At 66.8% G+C, this 21,455-nt stretch carries 21 protein-coding genes; 16 read left to right on the forward strand and 5 right to left on the reverse strand.

All coding sequences use genetic code 11. From position 1 onward, the window contains the following. Positions 1-209: 209 nt before the first annotated feature. A complete protein-coding gene (locus FQU96_RS40635) occupies positions 210-962 on the reverse strand; it encodes a FadR/GntR family transcriptional regulator (protein WP_255468863.1) in 753 nt (250 codons plus the stop codon). 149 nt (positions 963-1,111) lie between these two features. On the opposite strand from FQU96_RS40635, the gene FQU96_RS40640 reads away from it, so the two are divergent. From FQU96_RS40640 to FQU96_RS40660, 5 genes are all read left to right on the forward strand, one after another. Next, complete coding sequence (locus FQU96_RS40640) at positions 1,112-2,116, forward strand: TRAP transporter substrate-binding protein (RefSeq protein ID WP_146547160.1); 1,005 nt, start codon at positions 1,112-1,114, stop codon at positions 2,114-2,116. An 82-nt stretch (positions 2,117-2,198) separates the two neighbouring features. Continuing rightward, positions 2,199-2,777 (forward strand): TRAP transporter small permease, encoded by a 579-nt coding sequence (locus FQU96_RS40645; protein WP_146547161.1) that lies wholly within the window; start codon positions 2,199-2,201, stop codon positions 2,775-2,777. Between the two features lie 12 nt (positions 2,778-2,789). Then, positions 2,790-4,073: a TRAP transporter large permease gene (locus tag FQU96_RS40650; RefSeq protein ID WP_146547162.1), complete on the forward strand. Its 1,284-nt coding sequence runs from the start codon at positions 2,790-2,792 to the stop codon at positions 4,071-4,073. Positions 4,074-4,149: 76 nt separating this feature from the next. After that, on the forward strand, positions 4,150-4,689 hold the full coding sequence (locus FQU96_RS40655) for a hypothetical protein (RefSeq protein WP_146547163.1): 540 nt from the start codon (positions 4,150-4,152) through the stop codon (positions 4,687-4,689). A 7-nt stretch (positions 4,690-4,696) separates the two neighbouring features. Then, entirely contained in the window at positions 4,697-4,948 is a 252-nt protein-coding gene (locus FQU96_RS40660) for a hypothetical protein (RefSeq protein WP_146547164.1), read from the forward strand. On the opposite strand, the gene FQU96_RS40665 is transcribed toward FQU96_RS40660, so the two are convergent. Next, a complete protein-coding gene (locus tag FQU96_RS40665) occupies positions 4,929-5,927 on the reverse strand; it encodes a LysR family transcriptional regulator (protein ID WP_146547165.1) in 999 nt (332 codons plus the stop codon). The two genes, FQU96_RS40660 and FQU96_RS40665, sit on opposite strands and share 20 nt — an antisense overlap. 166 nt (positions 5,928-6,093) lie before the next feature. Between FQU96_RS40665 and FQU96_RS40670 the strand changes: the two genes are divergently transcribed. The 4 genes from FQU96_RS40670 (at position 6,094) to FQU96_RS40685 (ending at position 10,985) form a co-directional block, all read left to right on the forward strand. Next, positions 6,094-7,299, forward strand: a complete 1,206-nt coding sequence (locus tag FQU96_RS40670; protein ID WP_146547166.1) for an ABC transporter substrate-binding protein — start codon at positions 6,094-6,096, stop codon at positions 7,297-7,299. Positions 7,300-7,338: 39 nt separating this feature from the next. After that, positions 7,339-9,051 (forward strand): amidohydrolase family protein, encoded by a 1,713-nt coding sequence (locus tag FQU96_RS40675; RefSeq protein ID WP_146547167.1) that lies wholly within the window; start codon positions 7,339-7,341, stop codon positions 9,049-9,051. 32 nt (positions 9,052-9,083) lie between these two features. Further along, positions 9,084-10,301, forward strand: coding sequence for a CaiB/BaiF CoA-transferase family protein (locus FQU96_RS40680; protein ID WP_178131145.1), 1,218 nt, complete (start codon positions 9,084-9,086; stop codon positions 10,299-10,301). 75 nt (positions 10,302-10,376) lie between these two features. After that, the gene (locus tag FQU96_RS40685; RefSeq protein WP_178131147.1) at positions 10,377-10,985 is read left to right on the forward strand and encodes a glutathione S-transferase family protein; all 609 of its coding nucleotides are present in this window, start codon (positions 10,377-10,379) and stop codon (positions 10,983-10,985) included. A gap of 191 nt (positions 10,986-11,176) precedes the next feature. Here the strand turns inward: FQU96_RS40685 and arfB are convergent, their stop codons facing one another. Next, positions 11,177-11,599 (reverse strand): alternative ribosome rescue aminoacyl-tRNA hydrolase ArfB, encoded by a 423-nt coding sequence (gene arfB / locus FQU96_RS40690; protein WP_146547170.1) that lies wholly within the window; start codon positions 11,597-11,599, stop codon positions 11,177-11,179. 6 nt (positions 11,600-11,605) lie between these two features. After that, positions 11,606-11,992 (reverse strand): MAPEG family protein, encoded by a 387-nt coding sequence (locus FQU96_RS40695; protein ID WP_146547171.1) that lies wholly within the window; start codon positions 11,990-11,992, stop codon positions 11,606-11,608. 197 nt (positions 11,993-12,189) lie between these two features. On the opposite strand from FQU96_RS40695, the gene FQU96_RS40700 reads away from it, so the two are divergent. Beyond that, the gene (locus tag FQU96_RS40700; RefSeq protein ID WP_146547172.1) at positions 12,190-12,738 is read left to right on the forward strand and encodes a hypothetical protein; all 549 of its coding nucleotides are present in this window, start codon (positions 12,190-12,192) and stop codon (positions 12,736-12,738) included. A gap of 184 nt (positions 12,739-12,922) precedes the next feature. On the opposite strand, the gene FQU96_RS40705 is transcribed toward FQU96_RS40700, so the two are convergent. After that, a complete protein-coding gene (locus tag FQU96_RS40705; RefSeq protein ID WP_146547173.1) occupies positions 12,923-14,074 on the reverse strand; it encodes an aminotransferase class V-fold PLP-dependent enzyme in 1,152 nt (383 codons plus the stop codon). A gap of 137 nt (positions 14,075-14,211) precedes the next feature. Here FQU96_RS40705 and FQU96_RS40710 point away from each other — a divergent pair, with 137 nt between their 5' ends. The 6 genes from FQU96_RS40710 (at position 14,212) to FQU96_RS40735 (ending at position 21,110) form a co-directional block, all read left to right on the forward strand. Next, entirely contained in the window at positions 14,212-14,613 is a 402-nt protein-coding gene (locus tag FQU96_RS40710; protein ID WP_178131149.1) for a carboxymuconolactone decarboxylase family protein, read from the forward strand. A gap of 59 nt (positions 14,614-14,672) precedes the next feature. Then, on the forward strand, positions 14,673-15,272 hold the full coding sequence (locus tag FQU96_RS40715) for an ankyrin repeat domain-containing protein (protein ID WP_218575074.1): 600 nt from the start codon (positions 14,673-14,675) through the stop codon (positions 15,270-15,272). A 297-nt stretch (positions 15,273-15,569) separates the two neighbouring features. Further along, the gene (gene nirB, locus FQU96_RS40720; RefSeq protein WP_146547176.1) at positions 15,570-18,020 is read left to right on the forward strand and encodes a nitrite reductase large subunit NirB; all 2,451 of its coding nucleotides are present in this window, start codon (positions 15,570-15,572) and stop codon (positions 18,018-18,020) included. 5 nt (positions 18,021-18,025) lie between these two features. After that, a complete protein-coding gene (gene nirD / locus FQU96_RS40725; RefSeq protein WP_146547177.1) occupies positions 18,026-18,355 on the forward strand; it encodes a nitrite reductase small subunit NirD in 330 nt (109 codons plus the stop codon). 168 nt (positions 18,356-18,523) lie between these two features. Further along, the gene (locus tag FQU96_RS40730; RefSeq protein ID WP_146547178.1) at positions 18,524-19,390 is read left to right on the forward strand and encodes a formate/nitrite transporter family protein; all 867 of its coding nucleotides are present in this window, start codon (positions 18,524-18,526) and stop codon (positions 19,388-19,390) included. After that, positions 19,380-21,110 carry a bifunctional protein-serine/threonine kinase/phosphatase gene (locus FQU96_RS40735; protein WP_146547179.1) on the forward strand — a complete coding sequence of 577 codons (1,731 nt, stop codon included), beginning with the start codon at positions 19,380-19,382 and terminating at the stop codon, positions 21,108-21,110. The genes FQU96_RS40730 and FQU96_RS40735 overlap by 11 nt, the downstream gene beginning before the upstream one ends. The last annotated feature ends 345 nt before the right edge of the window (positions 21,111-21,455 follow it).

The raw sequence follows: 21,455 nt of genomic DNA on the forward strand, positions 1-21,455 counted from the left end.
AGCACCTCGCCCTGCTTGGGCCCCTCGAGATCGACCATCTCGATCTGGAGCGGCTTCTTGGCGGCAACAGCGAGCGCGGCGCGCGTCTTCATCGGTGATCCTTCGTTCAGCGGCAAACGAAGGCAATGCTAGCGCACCTGAGGCGCCGGTTGGAACGCCGCTATGGCATGCCCACCGCACAGATATGCAAGGCTGCGATCTGCCGATGATCAGTCGCCGGCGCCCTCCGCCGCCAGCTTGCCGTAGCGCTTGCGGCTGTTCTCGAGGTGGCGGCGCATGGCGCGGCGGGCGGCAGGCGGCTGATGGTCGCGGATGGCCTCGAAGATGGCGTGGTGCTCGCCCTGGATCATCTCGAGATAGGCGCGGCGGCTGGCCATGCGGCCGCGCGCGGCGCGCACGCTCTGGCGCGGGATGATGAAGCGCCCCAGGAATTCGTGGAAGCGCACGAACTGCGGGTTGCCGGTGGCATCGGCAATGGCGCGATGGAAGGCGAAATCCTCGTCGACCGCCCCCTCGTCATGTTCGATGGCACGGTCGATGGCCTTGAGCGCCGCAGCGATGCGGCGCACGTCCTCCGGTGTCGCGCGCTCGGCGGCCAGTCCCGCCGCCTCGACCTCGACGCCGCAGCGCAGTTCCATCACGTTGAGCACGTCGCTGATCGCGCGCAGGCCGTCGGGATCGATGCGGAACGGCCGGCGCTGGATGTCGCTGGCGACAAACGCACCGACGCCCTGGCGCGTCACCACCAGGCCCTCGGCCCGCAGCGCCGCCACCGCCTCGCGCACGACCGTGCGGCTCACGCCCAGCGCCGCCATCATCTCCGGCTCGGTCGGCAGCTTGGCGCCGGGTGCCAGGCTGCCGTCGAGGATCTCGGCCGACAGGCGCTCGATCAGCGTCCGCGTCAGGTTGCGCGGCGGCGTCAAGGGACGGAAAGCGGGACTCTGGGCTTGGGCACTTGACACGGCCGCGCACACCTGCGGTATGGTCATCGTATGACCTGACTTCTAAAGCGGTCATCGCCCCGGGTCAATCGACGGGCGCGACCATTCAAGCCGGCGAACGACCGGCCAGGCGGGACGGGGCGCCACGGGCGTGTCGTCGGGAGGAGACGATGATCAATCGACGCGAGATCCTGAAGGTCGGCGCCGGCGCAGCGGCGGCTGGTCTGGGCATGGCCGGCGCTGTCGGCACGGCCGCGGCGCAGTCCAAGATGGTGATGAAGGCGGCCGACGTGCACCCGCTGGGTTATCCCACGGTCGAGGCCGTGCAGCAGATCGGCAAGAAGCTGGAGGCCGCTACCAACGGCCGGCTGAGCGTTCAGATGTATCCCGCCATGCAGTTGGGCGGCGAGAAGGAGATGATCGAGCAGGCGCAGGTCGGCGCCCTGCAGTTCGCCCGCATCAGCGTCGGCCCGGTCGGCACCATCGTCGACGACCTCAACGTCTTCAACCTGCCGTTCGTGTTCCGCAGTGAAGCGCATATGCGCAAGGTGATCGACGGTGAGATCGGCAAGGAACTGCTGGCCAAGGTCAGCACCAATGCCCGCACCAACCTGATCGCGCTGTGCTGGATGGACGCCGGCTCGCGCAACATCTACACCCACAAGGCGATCCAGAAGCCCGAGGACCTCAAGGGGCTGAAGATCCGCATGATGGGCAACCCGATCTTCGTCGACACCATGAACGCCATGGGCGGCAACGGCATCTCGATGGGCTTCGACCAACTCTACAACGCGATGCAGACCAAGGTCGTGGACGGTGCCGAGAACAACCCGCCGACCTTCATGGTGCAGAACCACTACCAGGTCGCGAAGTTCTTCTCGATGACCGAGCACCTCATCATCCCGGAGATCCTGGTGTTCTCGCGCCGGTCCTGGGAACAGCTCTCCAAGGACGACCAGGCCCTGGTGCAGAAGTTCGCCACCGAAGCGCAGTTCGAGGAGCGCAAGCTGTGGGATGAAAAGGTGAAGGAAGCCCTGGGCAAGATGAAGGAAGCCGGCATTACGCTGGTGACCGATATCGACAAGAAGGCCTTCCAGGACTCGGTGAAGCCGGTGTGGGACAAGTACGGTGCCAAATACGCCGAGCTGATCAAGCGCATCAACGCGATCACCTGAGGGCCGCCTCTGCTGTCATCCGGCCGCGCGCTCCATCCTTCCCCCAAGAGGGGGAAGGGCCATCACTGCTGAGAACAACGCGATGAAGGCTGCCTACATCCGCGCCATGGACGAACTGCAGCGCATTTGCCTGTGGATCTCCGGCATCTGTTTGGTCGTCGTGACTCTGATCGTCCCGTGGGGCGTCTTCGTGCGCTACGTGCTGGCGGACCCGGCGAAGTGGCCCAAGTTCCTGGCGCCGTTGCTGGGATTCATGAACAGCGTGCTGGGCCATGATTCGAGCTGGCCCGAGCCGATGGCGATCCTGCTGATGATCGTCTTCTCGATGGCCGCCGCGGCGGTGTGCTACCGCGACAACCTCCATATCGCGGTGATGGCGTTGCCCAATGCGCTGTCGCCGGGGCCGCGCCGCGCGATGGGCTGGCTGGCCGAGATCGGCATGCTCGCCACCGGCCTGTTCATGGTGATCTGGGGCTTCATGCTGGTCGAGACTACGTGGCAGCAGACCATTGCCGAGTTTCCGGCCCTATCGACCGGCATCACCTATCTGCCGATCCCGATCGGCGGCGCCATCATGGTGCTGTTCATCATCGAGCGCTTCTGGACCGGCAAGCTGTTCGAAGCGCCCCCCGAAGGCAGCGTCGCCACCACCACGGAATGATCGGAGCGACGCATGGACGCCCTGGTTCTCATCGGCTCCTTTGCCATCATCTGCGCCATCGGCGTGCCGGTGGCCTATGCACTGGGGCTGTCGGCGATCGTCACCCTGATGTGGATCGGCGTGCCGCTGGAGGCGGCGATGATCCGCCTGTCATCCGGCTTCAGCGGCTTCTCGCTGCTCGCGATCCCGTTCTTCGTGCTGACCGGCGCGCTGATGGCCGAGGGCGGCGCGGCGCGGCGGTTGATCAACCTGGCGCAGGTCTTTGTCGGCTTCATCCGCGGTGGCCTGACTCTGGTGACGGTGCTGGCCTCGACCTTCTTCGGCTGCATCTCGGGGTCGTCGGTGGCCGACACCGCCTCGATCGGCTCGGTGATGATTCCGCAGATGATCCGCAACGGCTATCCGCGCATTTTCGCCGTCAACGTCACGATCTGCAGCTCGCTGCAGGCGATCCTGCTGCCGCCTTCGCACAACTCGGTGATCTACTCCATCGCCGCCGGCGGCACGGTGTCGATCGCGCATCTGTTCCTGGCCGGCATCTTCCCCGGCGTGCTGCTGGGCGTCGCCATCATGGCGCTCTGCCTGCTGCTGTCGCACCGCAACAACTACCCCAAAGGTGAACTGGTGAGTCCGCGCCAGGCGCTGCGCATCGCGCTCGACTCGCTATGGGGCTTCTTCACCATCGTCATCATCATCGGCGGTATTCTGTCGGGCATCTTCACCGCCACCGAGGCGGGCTCGGTGGCCTGTCTCTACGCCTTCTTCATCACCATGTTCGTCTACCGTGAATGCAAGTGGCGCGACCTGCCCAAGCTGGTGGCTCGTGTTGCGCGCACCGTGGGCATGGTGATGATCATGATCGGCTTCTCGGTGGCGTTCGCCTACGCCATGGCGCTGATCCAGCTGCCGGCCAAGGCCACCGAGTTCTTCCTGTCGATCTCCGACAACAAGTATGTCTTCCTGATCCTGATCAACATCCTGCTGCTGCTGCTCGGCACCTTCATGGATCTGGCGCCGATGCTGCTGATCTGCACGCCGATCCTGTTGCCGGTGATCATGAAGTTCGGCATCGACCCGGTACATTTCGGCATGATCATGCTGCTGAACCTCGGCATCGGCCTGGTGACGCCGCCGGTCGGGCCCACCATGGTGGTGGGCTGCGCCATCGGCCGTGTCACCATGGAGCAGATCACGCGCCACATCTGGCCCTTCTATGTCGTGATGACGGCCGTGCTGCTGCTGGTGACCTACGTGCCGGCGCTGTCGCTGTGGCTGCCCAGCTTCTTCAAGCCGTGAGGCTGCAAATAATTGCAATTGCGAGTCATTCGCAAAGTCTTTATGGGTCATGGTCACAACCCGGTAGGGAGGGACCATGCCGAACCAGTGGCCGAGCGGGCCGGCAGCCGATGCGGCGCCGAGCCATGGCTGTCCGCCGCAACAGCGCAGCGTGCAGACGCTGGCGGTGGCCGAGCGTTTCCTGGTCTGGTGCCTGCGGCAATGGGTCGAAGGCTGGCGCGCCGGCGCGCCCGACAGCCTCGCGCTGCGCGACGGCTTTGAGGTTGCCTACGTACCCGATGGCATGGCGCCGTTCGACGCCATGATGCGGGCGGTGGTCGCCGGTACGCAGCGGCAACTGGACGTCCGCTGTCTGCGCTGCCGCTTTGTCAGCGACGACGAAAGCATGTTCCTCAACCTCGTCGCCGCCGGCCAGCGCGATCGCGATGACCTGCTGACGGCGGCGTTCGATGAATTCCTGGCGCCGGCCGCGGTGCGTGTGGCGTCCTCGGCGGCGCTGGCGCTGGGCGCGGCGATGACGGCGGCGGATATGCTGTTGCCGATGACAGCCGTGCCGGGCGCGGCACGCGCGGCGTCGGTGCACGCCGCCAACCACGGCCTGCGCCTGGTGCAGTGAGATGCCGATGCCCGATCCCGACCGTTTGCCCGATCTGCGTCATGCCATGCGTCGCATCGCCGATGCGGTGGAGGCTCTGCCGGCCGCGCACCGCGACCTGGCCGGCAACGCGCTGCTCAATATCACCGCCGAAACCCTGATCGATGAGGTTGGTGCCGGACAAGCGGCGCAGCTGCTGCGCCGGCTGGCCGCCCTGGTCGAGCACGGCCTGCAGCCGCCGGCGAGCGGCGCCATCAACCTCAGCCGCTGCGACGCCTGACCCGCGTCGGCTTCACCGCCGGTGCCGCGGGATGGCGGCGGCCGCCAGTCCGGGCTTGCTGCCGCGGCATGGGCGGTGATGTGACGATGGCGGGCAGGCTCTTGAACGTCTCGCTGACGAACCTGAGGAACGCGGTGACTTTGGGTGCCGCATGCCGGCTGCTGGGATACACGACCCAGAAATCCTGTCCGGGCGCATTGTACGCACCGAGCACCGGTTCCAGCCGCCCCGCCGCGACGTCCTGGCCGAACAAGTAGGACGCTGCCTGTGCGATGCCGAGGCCGGCCAGCGCCGCTTCCCGATAGGCATCGCCGTTATCCAGCAGCAGATTGCCCCGAATGGGAACGGTACGATCGCCTTCCGGCGTTCGGAACAGCCAGTCGCGCCCGCGCCGCCAACTCGTGGTGGCCAGGCAGTTGTGCCGCACGAGATCGTCCGGTGTCGCCGGCCGCCCGTGGATCCTGAGATAGTCCGGCGTGGCGCAGGTCAGCCGATACGTGCGCAGCAGCAGCTTGGCGATCATGCTGGAGTCCGGGATTTCGCCGACCCAGATCGCCACGTCGATGCCGTGGGCGATCAGGTCCATGTGCTGATCGCTCAGGGTCAGGTGCAGGCTGATGTCAGGGTACATCGCCGTGAAGCGCGGCAGCGCCGGCACGATATGGAGCCGGCCGATGGCCACCGGCATCAGCACATGCAGTCGGCCGCGCGGTGTCGTGCTGACCTGGCGCATGGCCAGATCGGCGCTCTCCATGTCCTCCAGGATCCGCCGGCAACGCTCGTAATACTCGCGGCCCTCGTCCGTCAGCGCGATGCGACGCGTCGTGCGGTTGACCAGGCGGATGTGAAGCGACTTCTCGAGTTGAGCGATGCTCTTGGTCACCGACGATATCGAGACATCCAGGTGCTCCGCCGCGGCCGTGAAGCTGCCGCGCTCGACCAGCTTCACATAAGCCAGGATTGCTCTGAACTGGTCCATGGGTGTCCTTCAGGAGGGCGACCATCGGGATGACATGCGGGCCGTTTTTCGCATTTTCGACAAAGTATTTTTCTCGAAATCGCATATATCGATTCTCGCGACAACCCTACCCTCGGATCAAGGGATCCCGGCAGTTGGACCCAGCGCGTTTGTGGGAGGGAAAGTCATGCGAAGCCTGGTTGGCGCGGCAGCCTGTCTGCTGGCCGCGGCATTCTTGGCGCCGGCGTCGGCGCAGCCGAAGTACGGGCCTGGTGTCAGCGATAGCGAGATCCGGGTCGGCCAGACGCAGCCGCTCAGCGGACCGGCATCGGCCTACGGCACCCAGGGGCGCATTGCCACGGCCTTCTGGAAGATGGCCAACGAAAAGGGCGGGGTTAACGGCCGCAAGGTTGCGATGATCGTGCTCGACGATGCCTACAGCCCGCCCAAGACGGTCGAGCAGACGCGCCGTCTGGTCGAGAACGATCAGGTCCTGGCGGTGGTGAACTCGGTCGGCACGCCGACCAACACCGCTGTGCACAAATACATGAACCTCAAGAAGGTGCCGCAGCTGCTGATCTCGACCGGGGCGTCGAAATGGAATGACCCGGTCCACTTCCCGTGGACCACGTCGTTCTACCCGTCCTACGAGATGGAGGCGCAGGTCTACGCGCGACACCTGCTGCAGACCCAGCCCGACGCCAAGGTCGCAATCCTGTACCAGAACGACGACATGGGGAAAGACTATGTCCGCGGCTTCAAGGCCGGGCTGGGCGACAAGGCGAAGACGTTGATCGTCGCCGAGGCGACCTACGAGGTCACCGACCCCACGGTCGATTCGCAGGTCATCAGCCTGAAGGCATCGGGCGCCACCGTGTTCTTCAACGTCGCGACGCCGAAATTCGCGGCCCAGGCGATCCGCAAGGTACACGACCTCGGCTGGAAGCCGGTGCACCTCCTGGCCAGCGTGTCGAGCTCGATCGGCGCCGTCCTGCAGCCGGTCGGGCCGGACAAGGCCATCGGCCTGATCACCGCCATGTCCTACAAGACGCCGGGCGACCCGACCTGGGACAATGACGCCGGCATGAAGGCCTATCTCGACTTCATGAAGGCGTACTACCCCGACGGGCAGCCGGCCGATACCAGCAACATCTTCGGCTACACCGCCAATCAGTTGCTGCTCGACCTGTTGCGCCGCTGCGGCAACGAGCTGACGCGCGAGAACCTGATGAAGCAGGCGACGAACCTCAGCAACCTGCAGATGCCGATGCTGCTGCCGGGCGTGACGGTCACCACCACGCCGAAGGATTTCAACCCGTTCCGGACGCTGCAGCTGGCCCGCTTCGACGGCACGAGCTGGAAGCTTTTCGGCTCCATCATCTCGGCGCAGTAGCGCACGCATCCCGTCCGATCGAACGAAGCGGAGGAAGCCATGCATGACATCGTGATACGGGGCGGTCTGGTCGTCGACGGCACCGGTGCGCCGGCGTTCGAAGGCGACGTTGCGATCGAGAACGGCAAGCTCGTGGCCGTCGGCGGGTCCGTCGGTGCCGGCCGCGAGGAAATCGATGCCCGCGACCGCATCGTGACGCCGGGCTGGGTCGATATCCATTCACACTATGACGGCCAGGTGACGTGGGATCCTTATGTCAGCCCGTCCGGCTTCCATGGCGTGACGACCACGGTCATGGGCAATTGCGGTGTCGGCTTCGCGCCGGCCCGCCCCGACAGCCACGACCATCTCATCAACGTCATGGAGGGGGTGGAGGACATCCCCGGCACGGCGCTGCACGAGGGCATGCGCTGGGGCTGGGAGAGCTTTCCTCAGTATCTCGATGTCCTCGAGGCCATGCCGCGCGTGATGGATATCGCCGCCCAGGTGCCGCACAGCGCGGTCCGCGACTATGTCATGGGCGATCGCGGCGCGACACGCGCGGCTGCCAATGCCGACCACGTCGAAGCGATGGCGAGGATCGTCGAGCAGGCGCTGCGCGCCGGCGCCATCGGCTTCTCGACCTCGCGCACCAAGCTGCATCTGGCCGCCGACGGCAGCGCGGTGGCCGGCAGCTTCGCCGACTCGACGGAACTGCTGGCGATCGGCCACGCCATGGCGCGAGCCGGTCATGGCGTCTTCCAGATGGTCTCCGACCTGGTTGATCCCGAGGCCGAGTTCGCCTGGATGGAACAGCTCGCCCGGCAGCATGGCGTGCCCGTGCACTACATCCTGGTGCAGTTCGAGGAGCAGCCCGACAAGTGGCGGCAATTGCTGGCCATGACCCGGCGGGCGGCGGAAGGCGGTGCCGACATCACGGCGCTGGTCGGTTGCCGGCCGGTGGGCATGCTGATCAATCTGGAAAGCCGCTATCACCCGTTCTCGGAGCATCCGTCCTATCGCGCCATTGCCCACCTGCCGCTGGAAGCGCGCATCGAGGCGCTGCGGCAACCGGCGCTGCGGGCGCGGTTGCTGGCCGAGGAGACGACCAGCACGAACCGGTTCTGGCGTACCCGCATGGCGCATTTCCACAACATGTTCCAACTCGGTGATCCGCCGGACTACGAGCCGCCGCCGGAGCGCTCCGTCGAGGCGATCGCGCGCGCCAGCGGACGTCGGCCGGAAGAGATCGTGCTCGACATCCTGACCGGGCAGGGCGGGCGCGACTGGCTGTACTTTCCGTTCATCAATTACGCCGACCGCAGCCTGCAGCCGCTCTACGACATGATGCGCCATCCGCACACCTTGCTCAGCCTTGCCGATGGCGGGGCGCATTGCGGCCTGATCTGCGATGCCAGCGCACCGAGCTTCCTGCTCAGCCACTGGGCGCGCGACCGCCGGCGCGGGCCGCTTCTGGGCCTTGAGGAGGCCGTCGCTTTGCAGTCCAGCCGCGGCGCCGCCGCCTATGGGCTGGTGGACCGCGGCCGGCTCACGGCGGGCTTGCGCGCCGACGTCAACGTGATCGACTTCAACAAGCTGCGGCTGGAACCGCCGCGCTGGGCGCACGATCTTCCCGCCCAGGGGCGTCGTCTGCTCCAGCACGCGACCGGCTACGATGCCACCATCGCCGCCGGCGTCGTGACATGGCGGCACGGCGAGGCCACCGGTGCGCTGCCCGGCCGCCTCATCCGTGCCGGGCGCGACGCGGCCTAGCCCACGCGATCGCACGCAACCTGGATGGATGCATGACGGGACCGCTGGCTGGGCTGAAGGTGCTCGACCTGTCGCACTACGTCGCCGGCCCCTATTGCGCGATGATGCTGGGCGACATGGGTGCCGACGTGGTCAAGGTCGAGCGGCCGGATGTCGGCGATCCCCTGCGCCGCTTCGGGCCGGCGATCGAGGGCCGCGGCCTCTACGCCATGATGCAGAACCGCAACAAGCGCAGCGTGGCGATCGACCTGGCCCGGCCCGCCGGGCAGCGGCTGCTGCGCGCCCTGGCCGGCCAGGCCGATGTGCTGGTCGAGAATTTCCGCCCCGGCGTGCTGGAGCGGCTGGGCTGCGCGCCTGATATCCTGCACGCGGACAACCCGCGGCTGGTGATCGCCCGCATCTCCGGTTTCGGCCAGGACGGCCCGCTGGCACAGCAGCCCTGCTTCGACGTCGTCGCGCAGGCGATGAGCGGCCTGATGGAGATGACGGGCGCCGCCGACGGACCGCCGCACATGGCGGGAACGGTCGTGTGCGACTACACGACCGCAATGAATGCCGTGATCGGCATCCTGGCTGCGTTGCAGTCCCGGAACGTCAGTGGTCGCGGGCAGGTGGTCGATGTCGCGCTGCTCGATGTGGCGACCTCCATGCTCATGACGGCGATCCCGGAACAGATCCTGTTCGGACGCCCGGCGACGCGGCGCGGCAATCGCGATCGTTTCTCGGCGCCCACCAACAGTTATCGCACCGCCGATGCGCGCTGGGTCCATCTCGTAACGGCGTCGGATCCGGCATTTGCGCGCCTGGCGGCGGCCATGGGACGGCCGGCATTGGCGCGGGATGCGCGCTTTGCGACGACGGCTGCCCGCCTCGAAAACGTCGATGACGTCGACGGCGAGGTCGCGCGCTGGATCGCATCCCTGTCGGCTGCCGACGCCGTGTCGGCCCTCAACCGGATCGACATTCCCTGTGCGCTGGTCGCGACCCTGGACGAGGTCGTGGCCAACCCCCAACTGCGGCATCGCCGGCAAGTCACGTCCGTCGAGCACGACACCATCGGTCCGATCCCGACCGCCGGTGTCACCATCAGGCTGTCCGATACCCCGCTCACGATCCGCAGCGCCATGCCGGATGTCGGCCAGCACACGGCGGAGGTCCTGTCATCCTGGCTGGCGTATGGGGCTGGCGACATTGCGCGGCTCTCCGGCGAGGGCGCGATCGCCGTGCCGCAGGCAAGCAGCAACGCGTAGCGCACGCCGAGCCGGAAGACGCCCGGCGCCTGAGGTGTTAGGACATTCAGGCAAGCCACAAGAGGAATGCGGCGGATGGCGCTCAAGGTCTATGGCGCGGCACGGACGCGCACGGTGCGTACGCTCTGGATGATGGGCGAGCTCGGCATGCCGTATGAGCACATCCCGATCACGACCCAGGATGGCGCCAACCTGAAACCCGACTATGTCGCCGTGAATCCCACCGGCCGTGTGCCGGCGATCGACGATGGCGGGTTCGTGCTGTCGGAGTCGATGGCGATCAACCTCTACCTGGCCAAGACCTATGGCGGCGCGCTCTATCCCGCGACGCCGCAGGGCGAGGCGCGCGCCTGGCAGTGGAGCTTCTGGGCCGTCACCGAGATCGACAAGACCATCATCGAATGGGCGCTGCACAGTTCCGTGCTGCCGGAAGCCGAGCGCGACTCCAAGCGGGCACGCGCGGCAAGACTCGAGCTTGAGCGGCCGCTGGAAATGCTCGAGGGCGCGCTGGCCCACACACTGTGGCTGGCCGAGGACCGCTTCACGGTCGCCGATCTCAATGCGGCGTCGGTGATGTACCGTGCGCTGTGGATGGACCTCGACGACAAGCCGCACGCGCGCGACTGGCTGCGCCGCTGCTGGGACCGTCCCGCCGCCCGCGCCGCCCGCGCCATGCGGGAGTGAAATACCTTCCCCCGCTTGCGGGGGAAGGTGGCGCGCAGCGCCGGATGGGGGATGGTTCAACAGAGTCGATTTGGCTGTCGATGCACTGAGTCCGTTCAGGCATCCCCCATCCGCCTCAGGTACTTCGACGCAACGCGTCGAAGTACCGAAACGGGCACCTTCCCCCGCAAGCGGGGGAAGGTAGTAAAAAGCTACTCCCCCTCGCGTGGGCCGCGGCGCAGGGTCTTGGTCTTCGACCGCCGATCCTTGTCGTCCAGCCGGCGCTTGCGCGAGGCGGCGGTCGGGCGCGTGGGGCGTCGCGGCGTGGGCGGTATCGCGGCCTCACGGATCAGGTCGACCAGCCGTTCGAGCGCGTCTTCGCGGTTGCGCTGTTGCGTACGATGGCGCTGTGCCACGATCACCAGCACGCCCTCGCGGGTCAGCCGCTTGCCGGCCAGCCGCTCCAGGCGCGCGCGCACGGCGTCGGACAGGGACGGCGAGCCGCGCACGTCGAAGCGCAGCTGCACGGCCGTCGACACCTTGTTGACGTTCTGGCCACCCGGCCCGGCGGCCCGTACGAAGCTTTCGTCGATCTCCGCTTCGTCGAGCGCGATGCGGTCGGTGATGCGGATCACGGGACCTCAGAGAAGTTGCAGGAAGATCAGGACCAGGCCGGCGAGCGACACGAACCACGCCAGCGTGCGCAGCCAGGGGATGCCGGCGACGTAGATGACGGCATAGGCCAACCGGGCCCAGAAGAAAAGCTGGGCGCCCAGTGCCGTCATGGCGTTGCTCTTGCCGGCGACATGCGCCACCAGCACCAGAGCCGCGAACAGCACCAGGTTCTCCAGCATGTTGGCGTGCGCGCGCTTGGCCCGTCCGGCCCAGCCGGTGATGGCCGGCATGTCCTCGCGGTTGCCGGCCAGGACCGTGAGCCCGACCTGCACGTTGGACCCCATGCCTGCGACCAGCATCTGCGCCAGCGTCAGGACAACCGACCATGCCAGCAAGGACAGTTCTGCGCTCATGTTCCCCTTCCTGTCGTTAGGCCTGCTCCCGCAGGCGCCGGCACTCTCCGATGACAACCATGGCGATGCAAGGTGCTTCCGTTCCACACGTGCGCCATCTGAAGAGTCTGCATGCGCGTGACGGGAAACCTGTCGACGGCGCGCCGTCGTCTGCTAGGGTCCGCAGGATCGGTCCGGACTCCGATGCGAGGAAAACCATGACGTATACGCTCGAAGGCTTCATCGACGATTGCCGCGCGGCCCTCAAGGAGAACGCTGGTCCTGCCGGTCGCGAGAAAGTGCGCCAGCTGTTGGAACGGCTGCTGGCCAACGCGGCCTTCGTCGATACGGCCGTCGGTCCCCAGGCGCCGATCGGCACGCGCAAGCTCTACGAGGATACCGAGATGGGCTTCGTCGTGCTGGCGCATTGCAACCCGCGCCCGCACCGCTCGCCGCCGCACGACCACGGCAGCTCATGGGCGGTGTACGGTCAGGCGGTCAAGCATACCGACATGACCGAGTGGCGCCGCACCGACGGTGGCACCGCGGCCGGCGCGGCCGATCTGGAGATCGTGCGCAGCTACCGGCTGGAGCCGGGCAAGGCCGGCGTCTATGACGTCGGCGCCATCCACTCGATCGACTACCCCGATGGTTCACGCTTCGTGCGCGTCACCGGCCGCGACCTCGACTATGTACAGCGCCTGAAGTTCGACACCGCGGCCCGCAAGGCCGTCGTCATCGAAAGCGCCACCGCCGGCGCCGGGTAACGGTCACACGCTCATCCCGACAGCCTGTGATTTTATGGGCCCACGCTGTCATCCCGAGCGTAGCGAGGGATCTTTTCCGGCCGTGAACGGCCCAGAAACTGCCGAAGATTCCTCGCTGCGCTCGGAATGACAGCGCGAAGCGATAAAGATCACATCCTCCGAGCGCAGCGAGGGATGACAGGGATTACGCGACCAGCCGCCGGAACGTCGACACGAAGCGGTCGACATCGTCCTCGTCGTTGTAGACGTGCGGGCTGATGCGCATGCGGCCCAGCCGCGGCGCGACGTGGATCTTCTCGGCGGCCAGCCGCTCGATCAGGCCGTCGGGCATGCCCGACGGGAAGCTCAGGCTCAGGATGTGCGGCGCCCGCAGGCGCGGGTCGGGCAGGCGCACGTCCTTGAGGTTGCCCAGGCCGTCGGCCAGGCGCTGGGTCAGCATCGACAGCCGCGCCTCGACCTCGGCCTGGCCCCAGCCCGCCATCATCTCCATGCCGACGGCGGCCATCTCCATAGAGATGAAGTGATCGCGCTCGCCCATGTCGAAGCGCCGGGCGCCCGCGGTGTACGAGGCGTCCTTCATGTAGGGCACGCTTTCGGCCGAGATGGCGCGGCGGCCGAAGCCGGTCTGTTCCAGCGGCGTGCCGCCCTGGTGGCGGCGCGCGACGTAGAGGAACGCGCGGCCGTAGGGACCCAGCACCCACTTGTAGGTCGGGAAGATCAGGAAGTCGGGGTCGAGCGCCTGCACGTCGACCTTCATCACGCCGACGCCGTGCGTGGCGTCGACCAGCAGGCCGGCGCCCTTGGCGCGCAGGGCCGCCGCGATGCGATCGAGATCGAGCGCGCCGCCGTCGGACCAGTGGACCGAGGCGATCGAGGCCAATGCCAGCTGCGGCGCGCCGGGCCGCGCGATCGCCGCCAGCACCGAAGCGGTCCAGTCACCGTCATAGGGCTGGCGCACCGTCTCGACCGTGAAGCCTTCGGCCTGGGCCCGCGTCATCCATTCCAGGACCGGCGAGGAATGATCGTCCTGCAGCACCAGCACGCGATAGCCGGCCGTGACCTGCACCAGCTTGCCGGCGGTGGCGACGCCATAGGCGACCGAGGAGATCAGCGCGACATCCTCGGGATCGGCGTTGATCAGCGCCGCCGCGGCGCGGCGGGTGCGTTCGTTCAGTCGCGATGCAAGGCCGGCATCGAGCGTCCAGGGCTGGCCCTTGCGGCCAACGCCGGTGCGGCCGGCTTCCTGGACCGCCAGCGGCAGCGGGCTGTAGGACGCGGCGTTGAGATAGCAGACGTCGGCCGGAATATCGAACAACGCGCGTTGCGAGGGCAGCATGCAGGCTCCGTGGACAGCGTTGCGCCGACCTTAGCAAAGGGCGCCGCGCGTGGCGAAGCGGCTCTATGCCACAAATGCGCGCGCTTGCGGGAAGCCAGTCATGCGTTAGGGTGCCGGCACCACCGAGGGAGCAGGGCATGGCCGAGAGCGATCTGTACAAAAAGGGCAGCGAGATCCGCCGCCAGCTCATGGGCGACAAGCTGGTCGAGAAGATGGCGGGCACGGTCTATGACGATCCGCTGATGAAGAAGTTCGGCGACTATTCGCGCGAAGCGGTGTTCGGCATGCTGTGGTCGCGGCCGGGCCTGGACTTCAAGACGCGGGCGCTGATCTGTGTGATCTCCGACGCTGCCACGGGCGCCTGGCCGGAACTGGCCATCCATCTGCGCATGGCGCGCCGGCAGGGCTGGACCGAGGACGAGCTGGGCGAGGCGCTGCTGCATCTTGCCGGCTATATCGGCTTGCCCTCGGTGCGCGAGGCGATGATCACCGCCAAGGAAGTGTTCGCCGAGATGCGCGCCGAAGGGCCGGGGGCATGATGCAATGGCGACGCCGGAGCATCCTGCTGCTGCTGGCGGCGATCGGTTCTGGTGACGCCATGGCCAACCAGGGCGACCTCCACCGCGCAGCCGCGGCCAACGACGCGGCGCGGGTCACCGCGCTGCTGGCGGGCGGTACTGCCATCGATGCGCGGGACTCCGCCGGCAGGACCGCGCTTCTGCTAGCGACGCACGCCAACGCCATCGACGCCGCGCGCGTGCTGATCGCGGCCGGCGCCGACGTGAATGCCAAGGACGGCATCGAGGACACCCCCTATCTCTATGCCGCCGCCGAAGGCCGGCTCGAGATCCTGCGCTTGACCCTGGCCGCTGGCGCCGACCTCAAGAGCACCAACCGCTATGGCGGCACGGGCCTGATCCCGGCGGCGCATCACGGCCATCCCGCCATTGTGCGCGAACTGCTGCGCACCAAAATCAACGTCGACCACGTCAACCGGCTGGGATGGACCGCGCTGTTGGAGACCATCATCCTGTCCGACGGTGGTGCGGTGCATGTCGAGATCTTGACTCTGCTGATCAACGCCGGCGCCGACGTGAGCCTCGCCGACCGCGACGGCGTCACCCCGCTGGCGCACGCCAGGCGGCGCGGTTATCGCGAGATGACGGCATTGCTCGAGGCGAAGGGCGCCCGTGAGTAGCCGCATCCGGCGCGAGGCGCTGGGGTGGTCAGGCAATCTGGTCAATAAGTGACCATGCTGCTGCCGTGGCAGGCCGCGGCGATGGCCCGCGATATCTGAGATTGCTGGCATTCTGACGAGGACCGGTCTGGCACGGTTCGTGCTGCCTCGGTCCCGCAAACGCTGTCGGGCGATGAGGTCCTGACGGCCGGCGTCCAACGGCGGGCGTCCCAGGCAAGGCTGCCAACCGGCTGTTTCCTTCCTTTTCGCGGAGGGATGCAGGGGTGTGCGGCTTTCATTTTGGGGCTCACCGCGGACATGACCCAGAAGCTCGTCATCATCGGCAACGGCATGGCCCCCGGGCGCATGCTGGAACATCTCCTGGAGCAGGCGCCGGGCCGCTTCGACGTGACCATCTTCAACGCCGAGCCGCGGGTCAATTACGACCGCATCATGCTGTCGCCCGTGCTGTCGGGCGAGAAGGACTACGAGCAGATCATCATCCACGGCGACGGCTGGTACATCCGCAACGGCATCACGCTCTACAAGGGCCACCGGATCGATGCCATCGACCGCGTCGCGCGGACCGTGACCTCGGCGCAGGGCCAGACGGCGCCGTACGACAAGCTGGTCATCGCTACCGGATCGACGCCGCTGATCCTGCCGGTGCCGGGCCATGATCTGGCGGGCGTGCTGACGTATCGCGACCTCGACGATGTCAATGCCATGCTGCTGGCGGCGCAGTCGCGCGCCAAGGCGGTGGTGATCGGCGGTGGCCTGCTCGGGCTGGAGGCGGCCGCGGGACTGCAGGCGCAGGGCATGGACGTCACCGTCGTGCATCTCATGCCGACCCTGATGGAGCGCCAACTCGACCCCGCCGCGGGCTATCTCCTGCAGAAGGCCGTCGAGGCGCGCGGTATCAAGGTCCTCACCAAGGCCAACACCAAGGCGATCCTCGGCAGCAATCGGGTCGAAGGCGTGGCGCTCGCCGACGGCACCGTCATTCCCGCGACCCTGGTCGTGATGGCGGCCGGCATCCGGCCCAACGCCGCCGTGGCGCGCGGCGCCGGCCTGGCGACCAACCGCGGCATCGTCGTCGACCACGGCATGCGCACCTCCGACCCCGACATCCTGGCGCTCGGCGAGTGCGTCGAGGTCAACGGCCATGTCTACGGCCTTGTTGCGCCGCTGTACGAGATGGCCCGTGTTGCCGCCGAGCAGCTCGCCGGCAATGACGAGGCGCGCTTCGTGCACAGCGACACGCCGACCAAGCTCAAGGTGACGGGCATCGATGTCTACTCGCTGGGCGATTTCGCCGACGGCGACGACCGCGAGGAGATCGTCCTGCGCGATGCGTCGGCGGGCGTCTACAAACGGGTAATCCTCAAGGACAACCGCATCATCGGCACGGTGCTGTTCGGCGAGGTCGCCGACGGTGCCTGGTTCAACGATCTGAAGCGCAAGGCGGCCGACATCTCGGAGATGCGCGATACGCTGATCTTTGGTCAGGCTCGCCAAGGAACGTCTGCGCCCGATCCCACGGCGGCCGTCGCGGCGCTGCCTGACGATGCGGAGATCTGCGGCTGCAACGGCGTCTGCAAGGGCAGGATCACCGGCGCCATCACGGCCAAGGGACTCACCTCGCTCGACGACGTGCGGGCCCATACCAAGGCATCGGCCTCGTGCGGTTCGTGCACCGGCCTGGTCGAGCAGCTGATGGCGTTGACCTTGGGCGATGCCTACAACCGCGCCGCCGTCCAGCCGATGTGCGCCTGCACCGATCTCGGCCACGACGACGTGCGTCGCCTGATCAAGGCCCGATCGCTGAAGTCGCTCGCCGCCGTCATGCAGGAACTGGAGTGGAAGACCTCGTGCGGCTGCGCCAAGTGCCGGCCGGCATTGAACTACTACCTGGTCTGCGACTGGCCCGACGAATACGCCGACGACTACCAGTCGCGCTTCGTCAACGAACGCGTCCACGCCAACATCCAGAAGGATGGCACGTTCTCCGTGGTGCCGCGCATGTGGGGCGGCGTCACCAGCGCCCAGGAATTGCGCGCCATCGCCGACGTCGTCGACAAGTTCGCCATCCCGACGGTCAAGGTCACCGGCGGCCAGCGCATCGACATGCTGGGCGTTCGCAAGGAGGACCTGCCTGCCGTGTGGGCGGATCTCGGCAAGGCCGGCTTCGTTTCGGGCCACGCCTACGCCAAGGGGCTGCGCACCGTGAAGACCTGTGTCGGCACGGACTGGTGTCGCTTCGGCACGCAGGATTCGACCGGGCTGGGCATTCGCATCGAGAAGTTCATGTGGGGTTCGTGGACGCCGGCCAAGGTCAAGATGGCGGTGTCCGGCTGCCCGCGTAATTGCGCCGAGGCGACATGCAAGGATGTCGGCGTGGTGTGCGTCGACTCGGGCTACGAGATCCACTTCGCGGGCGCCGCCGGGCTGGACATCAAAGGTACCGAAGTGCTGGGCCTGGTGAAGACCGAGGACGAGGCGCTCGAGCACATCGTCGCGCTGGTCCAGATGTACCGTGAGCAGGGCCGCTATCTGGAACGCATCTACAAGTGGGCCAAACGGGTCGGCGTCGAGGAGATCCGGCGCCAGATCATGCAGGATGGTGAGAAGCGCCGCGCCTACTGGGACCGCTTCGTCTTCTCGCAGAAATTCGCACAGGTCGATCCCTGGTCGGAGCGCGCATCCGGCAAGCACAAGCATGAGTTCCATCCGATGGCGCGCGTCGGCTTTGCCCAGGCGGCGGAGTGAGGCGCATGAACTGGATCGCCATCGGTACCATCGATGATATCCCCGTGCGCGGCGCGCGCTGCGTGGAGACGCCCCAGGGCCGGATCGGTGTGTTCCGCACCGCGCAGGATCAGGTCTTTGCCATCGAGGACCACTGCCCCCACAAGCGCGGGCCGCTGTCGCAGGGCATCGTGCACGGCACGTCCGTGACCTGCCCGCTGCATAACTGGGTGATCTCGCTGGAGACCGGACAGGCGCTGGGCGCCGACGAGGGCGCCGTCCGCACCATCCCGGTCTGCCGCGAGGGCGGACACCTGTTCATCGCGCTCGCCGCCGTCGTGGAGAAAGCTGCCTAGGCTTGGTGAGTTGCACCACTTCATGGCCTTCATGGTGAGCCTGTCGAACCATGAAGGCATCGCACGGACCGCCGGTGCGAACGCTTCATGGTTCGACAGGCTCGCCATGAAGCGTCCTCTCCAACGACCAACCCAACCACCACCAACGACAATCCCAGGAGTAGTTTCATGTCGTATCTCGTTCCGTCGGAATTCGTCACGAAGATGGTGGATGCCGGCGAATCGAAAATCTTCATGTCGACGCGCGACACCGTGATCCGTGCCTACATGGCGGGCGCCATCCTGGCGTTGGCGGCGGCATTCGCCGTTACCGTGACGGTGCAGACCGGCGTACCGATCCTGGGCGCGGTGCTGTTCCCGGTCGGCTTCTGCATGCTCTACCTGCTGGGGTTCGACCTGCTGACCGGCGTCTTCGTGCTGACGCCGCTGGCGCTGATCGACCGGCGACCGGGCGTCGACCTCAACGGGATCCTGCGCAACTGGGGCCTGGTCTTCATCGGCAACTTCGCCGGCGCCTTCACCGTCGCCGTGATGATGGCGATCGTCTGCACCTACGGCTTCTCGACGCCGCCGGACAAGGTCGGCACGGTCATCGGCCACATCGGCGAGGGCCGCACGCTGGGCTACGCCGAGCACGGCGCCGCCGGCATGCTGACCCTCTTCATCCGCGGCATGCTCTGCAACTGGATGGTGTCCACCGGCGTGGTCGGCGCCATGATCTGCACCAGTGTCAGCGGCAAGGTGATCGCGATGTGGATGCCGATCATGCTGTTCTTCGCCATGACCTTCGAGCACTCGATCGTGAACATGTTCCTGTTCCCGTCGGGCCTTCTTCTGGGCGCGAAGTTCTCGCTGATGGACTACCTGATCTGGAACGAGATTCCGACCGTCATCGGCAACCTGGTCGGCGGTTTGGCCTTCACCGGCCTGACGCTCTACACCACGCATGTGAAGACGGCGCCCAAGCGCGGCCAGGGCATCGTGGACCGGCGCGCGTCCCGGGCGCGGGCCCTGGACGCTGCTGATGCCGCGTGAGCTCAGGGTCTCGATCGGGCAGCATTCCGACAAGGGGCGCAAGCAGACCAACCAGGACTTCCACGGCGCGCTGATCCCCGCGCAGCCGGTGCTCGGCCTGAAGGGCATCGCCGTTGCGCTGGCCGACGGCGTCAGCAGCAGTGCCGTCGGCGGCATTGCCAGCGAATCGGCGGTCAAGAGTTTCCTGGCCGACTACTACTGCACGTCGGAGTCATGGTCGGTGAAAACGTCGGCGCAGCGCGTCATCGCCGCGACCAATTCCTGGCTCCATGCGCAGACGCGGCGCAGCCAGTATGCCTACGAAAGGGACAAGGGCTACGTCTGCACGTTGAGTGTGATGGTCGTCAAATCCGCGACCGCATACATTTTCCATGTCGGCGACGCGCGCATCTACCGCGTATCGGGAAGGTCGCTGGAGCAGCTCACCGACGATCACCGGGTCATCGTGTCGTCCCGGCAGTCCTATCTCGGTCGCGCGCTGGGCGCCGACCAGCAGATCGAGATCGACTATCGCGCGCTGGCGCTCGATGCGGGTGACGTTTTCATCATGGTGTCGGATGGCGTCCATGAGCATGTCGGCGCCGCCTTCGTCATCCAGGCCATCGACGAGCACGCCCGTGATCTGGACCAGGCGGCCAGGGTGATCGCGCAGGAGGCGTACGACCAGGGCAGCCCGGACAACCTCACCGTCCAGATCGTTCGGGTAGACGACGTGTCGGCAGGTGACGCTGACGAAGTCCTCGGGTCGGCTTCTGAATTATCGCCACCGCCGCTGCCGGACGCCCGGATGACCCTCGACGGCTACCGGATCCTGCGGCAGATCCACGCCGGCAGCCGCAGCCACGTCTATCTGGCGGTCGACACCGACAGCGACGAGATCGTCGCGCTGAAGATTCCATCGACGGATCTGCGCGGCGACGCCGCCTCTCTCCGGCGGTTCATGATGGAGGAATGGGTCGCACGCCGCATCGACAGCGCACACGTGCTCAAACCGCGCCCACCGTCGCGCCGGCGCAACTACCTGTACGTCGTCACGGAATACATCGAGGGCACGACGCTGGCACAGTGGATGATCGACAACCCGCGGCCCGACCTCGAGACCGTGCGCGGCATCGTCGAGCAGATCGCCAAGGGCCTGCGCGCCTTTCACCGCCTGGAGATGCTGCACCAGGACCTGCGGCCGCAGAACATCATGATCGATAAGGCCGGCACGGTCAGGATCATCGACTTCGGCGCCGTGCGGGTGGCCGGCGTGCTGGAAGCATCGCCGTCCGTCGACGACGGCGCGATTCTGGGCACCGCGCAATACACCGCGCCGGAGTATTTTCTCGGCGACAGCGGCACCCCTCGCGCCGACCTGTTCTCCCTGGGCGTGATCGCCTATCAGATGCTGACCGGGCAGCTCCCGTACGGCGCGCAGGTGGCGCAGGCGCGCACCCGCGCCCAGCAGCGCCGGCTGGTCTATCGACCGGCACGCGCCGTCAATCCCGAGATCCCCGCGTGGGTGGATGGCGCACTGGAGAAGGCGGTGCGCGCCGACCCGTATCGGCGCTACGAGGAGTTGTCGGAATTCACCTTCGACCTGCGCCACCCGCGCGAGGCGTTCCTCAGGACATCGCCATTGCCGCTGATGGAGCGCCGTCCGCTGTTGTTCTGGAAGGGCCTGTCGTTCGTCCTGGCCTGCACGGTCCTGGCGCTGCTCGCCATAGCCATCCGCTAGCGAGACAGTATGCACCGGAGTTGGCCACCGGCCTTCAGCCGACCCTTGGGCGATGAAACGAGTAGAAGGCGGGTTGCGAGCGAAGCGAGCCATGGGAGCGCGGGCGTCCCGCCCGCTCATGCTTCAGCGCTGCGCGCAAAGGCGAAAGCTAACGCTTTCGCCGGAGATGCGGGCGAGACGCCCGCGCTCCCAGGAATGATCGTCCTGGCTCCGAGACTGTTGTTTCTTGTTAGTGCCGAGGTTCGCTCTTGTCCGCGCAGGTGGCGTCCCCGAGAGGACGGGGCGTGGTTCGACCGTCGGATGCCAATAATTCTTGAATTATGGGGTTTGATCGGGTTGCGTGTA

Origin of the sequence: Reyranella sp. CPCC 100927 (assembly GCF_007859315.1) — a bacterium.
Taxonomy (GTDB): domain Bacteria; phylum Pseudomonadota; class Alphaproteobacteria; order Reyranellales; family Reyranellaceae; genus Vineibacter.